This is a genomic window from Bacteroidota bacterium (genome assembly GCA_026391695.1).
Lineage (GTDB): Bacteria > Bacteroidota > Bacteroidia > Bacteroidales > JAGONC01 > JAPLDP01.
In genome coordinates this window covers 22,149-29,493 of record JAPLDP010000017.1, presented here as the reverse complement: position 1 = coordinate 29,493, position 7,345 = coordinate 22,149, and the positions used below count along the sequence as shown (strand labels likewise).

General features: G+C 43.3%; 3 protein-coding genes. All 3 read left to right on the top strand.

The genetic code is table 11. The features are described 5' to 3' along the window. The first annotated feature begins 166 nt into the window (after positions 1-166). The 3 genes from NT175_00640 to NT175_00630 all read left to right on the top strand — a co-directional run bounded on the left by NT175_00640 (position 167) and on the right by NT175_00630 (position 7,281). Positions 167-3,526, top strand: coding sequence for a hypothetical protein (locus tag NT175_00640; GenBank protein MCX6233221.1), 3,360 nt, complete (start codon positions 167-169; stop codon positions 3,524-3,526). A 390-nt stretch (positions 3,527-3,916) separates the two neighbouring features. Beyond that, the gene (locus NT175_00635) at positions 3,917-5,992 is read left to right on the top strand and encodes a PAS domain S-box protein (GenBank protein MCX6233220.1); all 2,076 of its coding nucleotides are present in this window, start codon (positions 3,917-3,919) and stop codon (positions 5,990-5,992) included. A 17-nt stretch (positions 5,993-6,009) separates the two neighbouring features. Beyond that, complete coding sequence (locus tag NT175_00630) at positions 6,010-7,281, top strand: Nramp family divalent metal transporter (GenBank protein ID MCX6233219.1); 1,272 nt, start codon at positions 6,010-6,012, stop codon at positions 7,279-7,281. Positions 7,282-7,345 lie beyond the last annotated feature (64 nt).

Genomic DNA, 7,345 nt, shown 5'->3' with positions numbered 1-7,345 from the left:
CGGTTAGTACAGCTAAAATTTGCCTTGACATGAGGGGAGGTCTACTTTTGAAAAAACAAAAAATGAACAAATTATATCTGATTTTCTGACTGTTACATAAGGGTCAATTGAAAATCAGAATTTAGTCGGACAATAGTGATTTAAAATTAATTAAAAACAAATCATTATGAAAAAAGTACTGGTTATTTTAACATGCATTGGCCTGTTCGCAACCATTGGATTGGCTCAGGTACCACAGGCATTTAATTATCAAGCCATCGTGCGTGATACAACGGGTAATCCCCTCCCGACACATGATATTGCGGTACGTGTTAGTATTTTACAGGATACGACAACCGGACCCGCAGTTTATGTAGAAACTCAAAACACCACGACCAATTTGTTTGGACTGATAACCATCAAAATTGGTCAGGGTTTTCCTGTGTCCGGTGACTTTACTGGAATCCCATGGCAGGATCATCCCTATTACTTAAAAATTGAGCTTGATCCTGAAGGTGGCAATACCTGGACCGATATGGGAACCGTTCAATTGCTGAGCGTTCCTTATGCGCTCCACGCAGCGACAGCTGAGAACTTTGCGGGAGACCTGGTGGTTGATAGTCTGACAGTTTTATCAGGCATCACGATTGGAGAAAATACTTTTCAGGAATTTGTATGGATTTCACCTCTTAATGTGCCGGCATATAACATGTGGACGGATGGATCAAATGAGCCCCTTTACATTCAGGGCTACAACACTAGCACAACACAAGGTAATAGTTTCGGCAATCATACAATAATAAACAATGAAGGTGGCAATGTGGGTATTGGTACAAATGATCCGCAACATAAACTCGATGTTAACGGATATATCAATACTAATAAGGGTTATAAAATCGATGGATTTAATGTTCTCTCCGTTGCTGATGGTATGGCTGTGCATGTAGGTAAATATGCAGGATATAATGATGTATATCCTAATTCAGGCAATACTTTTGTAGGACATATGGCAGGTTACTCAACAAATGCATATTATATGGGAAATGGAAATGTTGCAATAGGTTATTATGCACTTGAATCCAATATACAAGGTCGTGAAAACACGGCAGTTGGTTATTATGCACTTGCCAATAATAATGGACAATGTAATACAGCATTGGGTACTCTTTCTTTGTACGATAACACTAATGGAGAATTAAATGTAGCGGTAGGCCACCATGCACTTGAGAGCAACACCTCTGGCAACAATAACACTTCAATAGGACCTAACTCTGGTCTTATAAACCAAACAGGTTCTGGAAACGTTTTTATTGGATTATGGGCAGGCTTACATGAAACCAATAGCAATAAGCTTTATATTGCAAACAATCAGACTAAAAGTTTAATTTATGGTGAGTTTGACAACGATATCCTTGCTCTTAACGCCGATGTAGGCATTTGGACCCTGAATCCTGGAAGTGAGCTTGATGTAAAAGGCACCATGCGGCTTTCCGGTTCAACTTCAGGATATGTCGGGATTGCACCTGCTGCTAACGCCGGAAGTACAACCTATACTTTACCGACTCAGGATGGATCCAGTGGCCAGGTTTTGCAAACCGATGGCAGCGCCACTCTTTCCTGGGGAGCTGTAACCGCCACAGATAACGACTGGACCATTTCAGGAAACGATATGTATGCTGCTGTATCGGGTAATGTGGGGATAGGAACAACAAGTCCACAATTTTATAAACTCGAAGTTATCGGACATGTTCATATAGATGGACTGGTTTATATAGACGATGACACTAGAATAGATGGTGCTGATCTATATGTAAACATGGATACGTATCATAATTGGGGTGGCAATATTGAAGCAGAGGGCAAAGTTTCAGCAAGTGCTTTTACAAGTAACAGTCCGCTTATATTTGAAGCACCGGCAGGTAATGAGCGTATGAGAATCGATGATATAACCGGTTATGCCGGCATAGGAACTACGGCTCCGGGAAGCGCACTGGATGTAAAAGGAACCATGCGGCTCTCCGGTTCAACTTCAGGATATGTCGGGCTTGTATCTGCTGCTAACGCCGGAAGTACAACCTATACTTTACCGACCCAGGATGGATCTAATGGCCAGGTTTTGCAAACCGATGGCTACGCTACTCTTTCCTGGGGAGCTGTAACCGCCACAGATAACGACTGGACCATCTCAGGAAACGATATGTATGCTGCTGTATCGGGTAATGTGGGGATAGGAACAACAAGTCCAAATCATAAACTCGAAGTTATCGGAGAGGTTCATATAGATGGACATGTTTATATAGAAGACTTTTGGCATGCTGAAATAGCTGGAAATCTATGGGTACACGGGGATGGAACTCATCCTTGGGATGGCAATATTGAAGCATCCGGTAAAGTTTCAGCAAGTGCTTTTACAAGTAACAGTCCGCTTATCTTTGAAGCACCGGCAACTATTGAGCGTATGAGAATCGATGATATAACCGGTTATGCCGGCATAGGAACCACGAATCCGGGAAGCGAACTGGATGTAAAAGGCACCATGCGGCTCTCCGGTTCAACTTCAGGATATGTCGGACTTGCACCTGCTGCCGCCGCCGGAAGTACAACCTATACTTTACCGGCTCAAGATGGATCTAGTGGCCAGGTTTTGCAAACCAATGGCAGCGCGACTCTTTCCTGGGGAGCTGTAACCGCCACAGATAACGACTGGACCATTTCAGGAAACGATATGTATGCTGCTGTACCGGGTAATGTGGGGATAGGAACAACAAGTCCAAATCATAAACTCGAAGTTATCGGAGGGGTTCATATAGATGGACAGGTTCATATAGACGATGACACTGAAATAGATGGTGCTGATCTACATGTAATCCAGAATGGGTATGGTTGGGGTGGCAATATTTTTGCAGACGGCAAAGTTTCAGCAAGTGCTTTTACAAGTAACAGTCCGCTTATCTTTGAAGCACCGGCAGGTAATGAGCGTATGAGAATCGATGATATAACCGGTTATGCCGGCATAGGAACCACGAATCCGGGTAGCGAACTGGATGTAAAAGGCACCATGCGGCTCTCCGGTTCAACTTCAGGATATGTCGGGCTTGCACCTGCTGCTGCCGCCGGAAGTACAACCTATACTTTACCGACTCAAGATGGATCTAATGGCCAGGTTTTGCAAACCGATGGCAGCGCTACTCTTTCCTGGGGAGCTGTAACCGCCACAGATAACGACTGGACCATCTCAGGAAACGATATGTATGCTGCTGTATCGGGTAATGTGGGGATAGGAACAACAAGTCCATCACCATGGTTTAAACTCGAAGTTATCGGAGAGGTTCGTATAGACGATGACACTGAAATAGATGGAAATCTATGGGTACACGGGGGTTATGGGGGTAATATTGAAGCTGCAACAATTCAATTACATGAATTTCTATTTTTAGCACCTCGGTCTTCCCCCCCCAGTGGTCAATTAGGTTGCCTTTATGTAAATACGAACGGAAAATTGTATTTTCATGATGGAACGCAGTGGAAGGAGGTGATGCTTCAATGATTGCCGATTTAAATCGTTCAATCGGCAATCGCGTAATCGTTCAATCGTTAAACCGTCCCACTGGGCATTTCAAAAAAAGGTGCCACCAATGAAATTGGATTTACCGGCCTGAATGTTAATACGTATCTTTTATTATATTATTTTTACTTACGTTTTCAGTAACCCAAAAGTTATATCATTTACATATTCACTTATAACGGGTGGCATTGAAGTACCTATCAATATGCACCTGCCCGGATGCCCAAAATTTAGGCTGATCATACCTAAAAGAATGAAGGAACCTGGCCGAAAGGAAAAGTATAGTATAAACGAATGAAAGATGCACTTATTACTATTGACAGGGATCTGGTAGAAAGAACGATTCAGGAATGGTTAAGTAAATAGCTATATATGATAAAGATTCTCGCAATTGATGACAACAATGACAATCTTGTTGTTTTAAAGGCATTATTATCGGATGCTTTCCCCAAAGCAACGTTCATCCCTGCTTTAAGCGGAAAAAGAGGTATTGAGCTCTGTCATTCAGAGATGCCGGATGTCATTCTTTTAGACCTTGTAATGCCTGAAATGGATGGATTTGAAGTCTGCTCCAGGCTCAAGACGGATGTCCTTTTGAATCATATACCCGTTATCATGATCACTGCTATAAAAACGAGTAAAGAAAACCGCATCAAAGCACTTGAATCAGGCGCCGACGCTTTTTTAACCAAACCCATCGACGAAGCAGAACTCACGGCTCAAATCAGAGCCATGTTGCGCATCAAAGAATCGGAAGATTTTAAACGTTATGAGAACATAAGTCTTACACAACTTGTATCGGAACGTACACATAAACTTGAAAAAGAATTGGCCGAACGGAAAAGGACTGAGGAAGAGCTGCGCCTGGCACTCAAAAAACTGGAGATGACTAAAAGAGCTTCTCTCAATTTAATGGAAGATTTAAAATCTGAAATAGAAACCCGGAAAAAGACTGAAGAAATTCTGAGAGAAAGTGAAGCCAAATTTGCCGGTATTTTCAACAGCGCAGGCGATGGAATTATTTATGTTACAAAGAAAGGTACTATCCTCGATATCAACCCGGCTCTGAGCCGGATTACCGGTTTAAAACGGGAACAACTTGTCGGTCATAATGCTTTGCAAGTCATGCCCAAATTTCTGGATTTGGCCATACTACCGGCGATGTTAAGACAGATACAAACCGTTCTTTCCGGCAAGGAAATCAGACCATTTGAAATGGAATTCCGGGGTCGCCATTTGGAAATTTATGCCTCATTCAAAAGAGATCAGGAAAATATCACAGTCATTATAAGAGATATTTCAGAAAAGAAAAAAACTGAAATTGCCCTGCATGAAAACCAGGCACAGCTTGATCTGGCTTTGCGCTCAGCTCAAATGGGAGTATGGTATTGGGATATCACCGAAGATAAAAGATATTTTGATGAACAGGTATGCCATCTTCTGGGAATTAATCCCGAGAATTTTAAAGGAACAGCAGAGGAATTTTATAATGTCCTCCATCCCGATGACAGGGAAAAGATTAAAAAAGCACTCAAACGTACTATCGAACAGAATGTGCTTTACGAACCTGAGTACCGGACCATCTGGCCGGATGGCAGTATTCATTATCTCACTGCACGCGGCAGGTTGGTTCTTGATTTGGGGGAAAAACCTTTACGCATCAACGGTATCATTTGGGATGTCACCAGCCGCAAGCAAACAGAAGAAGAGATACTCATGCTTAACACTGAACTGGAACAACGGGTAGTTGAACGGACTGCTCAGTTGGAGGCATCCATGAAAGAATTAGAATCGTTCAGTTACTCTGTTTCCCACGACCTGCAGACACCGTTACGCGCGATAAATGGGTATAGCCGTATACTTCTGGAAGATTATCACCAGCTTCTTGATGACGAAGGCAACCGGATTCTGAATAATGTTCTTAGCCATACAAACAGAATGGGTAAGCTCATCGATGATCTGCTCACCCTGGTACGCGTCAGCCGCAAAGAAATGCAGAAGCACGCAATAGATATGACAGATTTGGCAAAGTCCGTATTTGGTGAATTGACCATTGACGGGCAGCACAATCACATCACCCTGACTGTTCATCACCTTCCGAAAGCAACAGGTGATAGCACATTAATGAAGCAGGTTTGGCAAAACCTGCTTTCCAATGCCATCAAATACTCTTCTAAATCTAATAATCCGGTCATTGAAATTGGAAGTTCTGAAGGGGATAAAGAAATCCTTTATTTCGTGCGGGATAATGGAGTCGGCTTTAATCCAAATTATGCGCATAAATTATTTGGGGTTTTTGAACGACTGCATAAAGACGCCCAATATGATGGTACAGGCGTAGGACTGGCAATTGTTCAACGTATTATCCACAAACATAAAGGACGTGTGTGGGCCGAAGGCGAGCCCGGTAAAGGAGCGACATTTTATTTTTCTTTACCTAAAAATTAGTATGTACTTCCATACGTATGAATTCGATTCAAAGGTTAAAGGAATTATTTAACAGGAGTAAGCACCGGCCGCGTTTCGGTGCCCTGGATTTGCTGAAATACATAGGACCTGGTTTGCTGGTGACTGTAGGATTCATTGATCCCGGCAACTGGGCGTCCAATCTCGCTGCCGGGTCCGGCTTTGGCTACTCTCTCCTATGGATTGTCACCCTTTCAACCATAATGCTTATCATCCTCCAGCATAATGCTGCCCACCTTGGCATAGTAACGGGTTTATGCCTGTCGGAAGCGGCCACTATTTATCTGAAAAAAAAATACTCGCAACTCCTGCTCATCAGTGCTATGATGGCTTCAATATCCACATCTTTGGCCGAGATATTAGGCGCTTCACTGGCACTGAATATGCTCTTTCACATCCCTGTGAGAGCCGGTGCATTGATGACTCTGACATTCGTGATTATCATGCTCTTTTCAAACTCGTACCGTTTAATCGAGAAATGGATCATCGGTTTTGTCTCCGTCATCGGACTTTCATTTATTTATGAACTCACCCTGGTTCAAATTGACTGGGGAGAAGCCGCCACTGCCTGGGTCAAACCTTCATTCCCGCATGGATCTATGCTTCTTATTATGAGTGTCCTTGGCGCTGTGGTCATGCCCCATAATATCTTCCTTCATTCCGAGATCATCCAAAGCCGTCAATGGAACAGGGAAGATAGCAAAGTCGTACGCCGCCAGCTTGATTTTGAATTCACGGATACACTCTTTTCCATGATCGTGGGCTGGGCTATCAACAGCGCTATGATCATCCTGGCTGCAGCCACCTTTTTCACTACTCAAACCAGCGTGACGGAGATTCAGGAGGCCAAACACCTCCTCGAGCCCTTACTTGGCAGTAATGCTGCTATCATCTTTGCTGTTGCCCTGCTCTTCTCGGGCATCGCTTCTTCAATCACTTCCGGCATGGCTGCCGGGTCAATTTTCGCAGGCATGTACCGGGAACCTTATGACATACGTGATAATCACTCCCGGATGGGCGTAGCCGCTTCCCTACTCATCGCAACTCTTCTGATCTTTATTATTGGCGATCCCTTTAAAGGTTTGATCATCTCACAAACAGTGCTGAGTATTCAGCTTCCATTTACCATTTTCCTGCTGATCTATCTTACCTCATCACCAAAGGTCATGGGAAATTACCGGAACAAACTGTTCATGAAGATATTCTTATATGTCATCGCTTCTATCGTCACACTTCTAAATATTTTCCTTTTCATCAGTCTGCTAAGATAGTCCAATTGAACTGTCCCGTGTAAAAAGGTTGCAGGTTGCAAGTTGCAGGTTGCAGGTTGCAGGT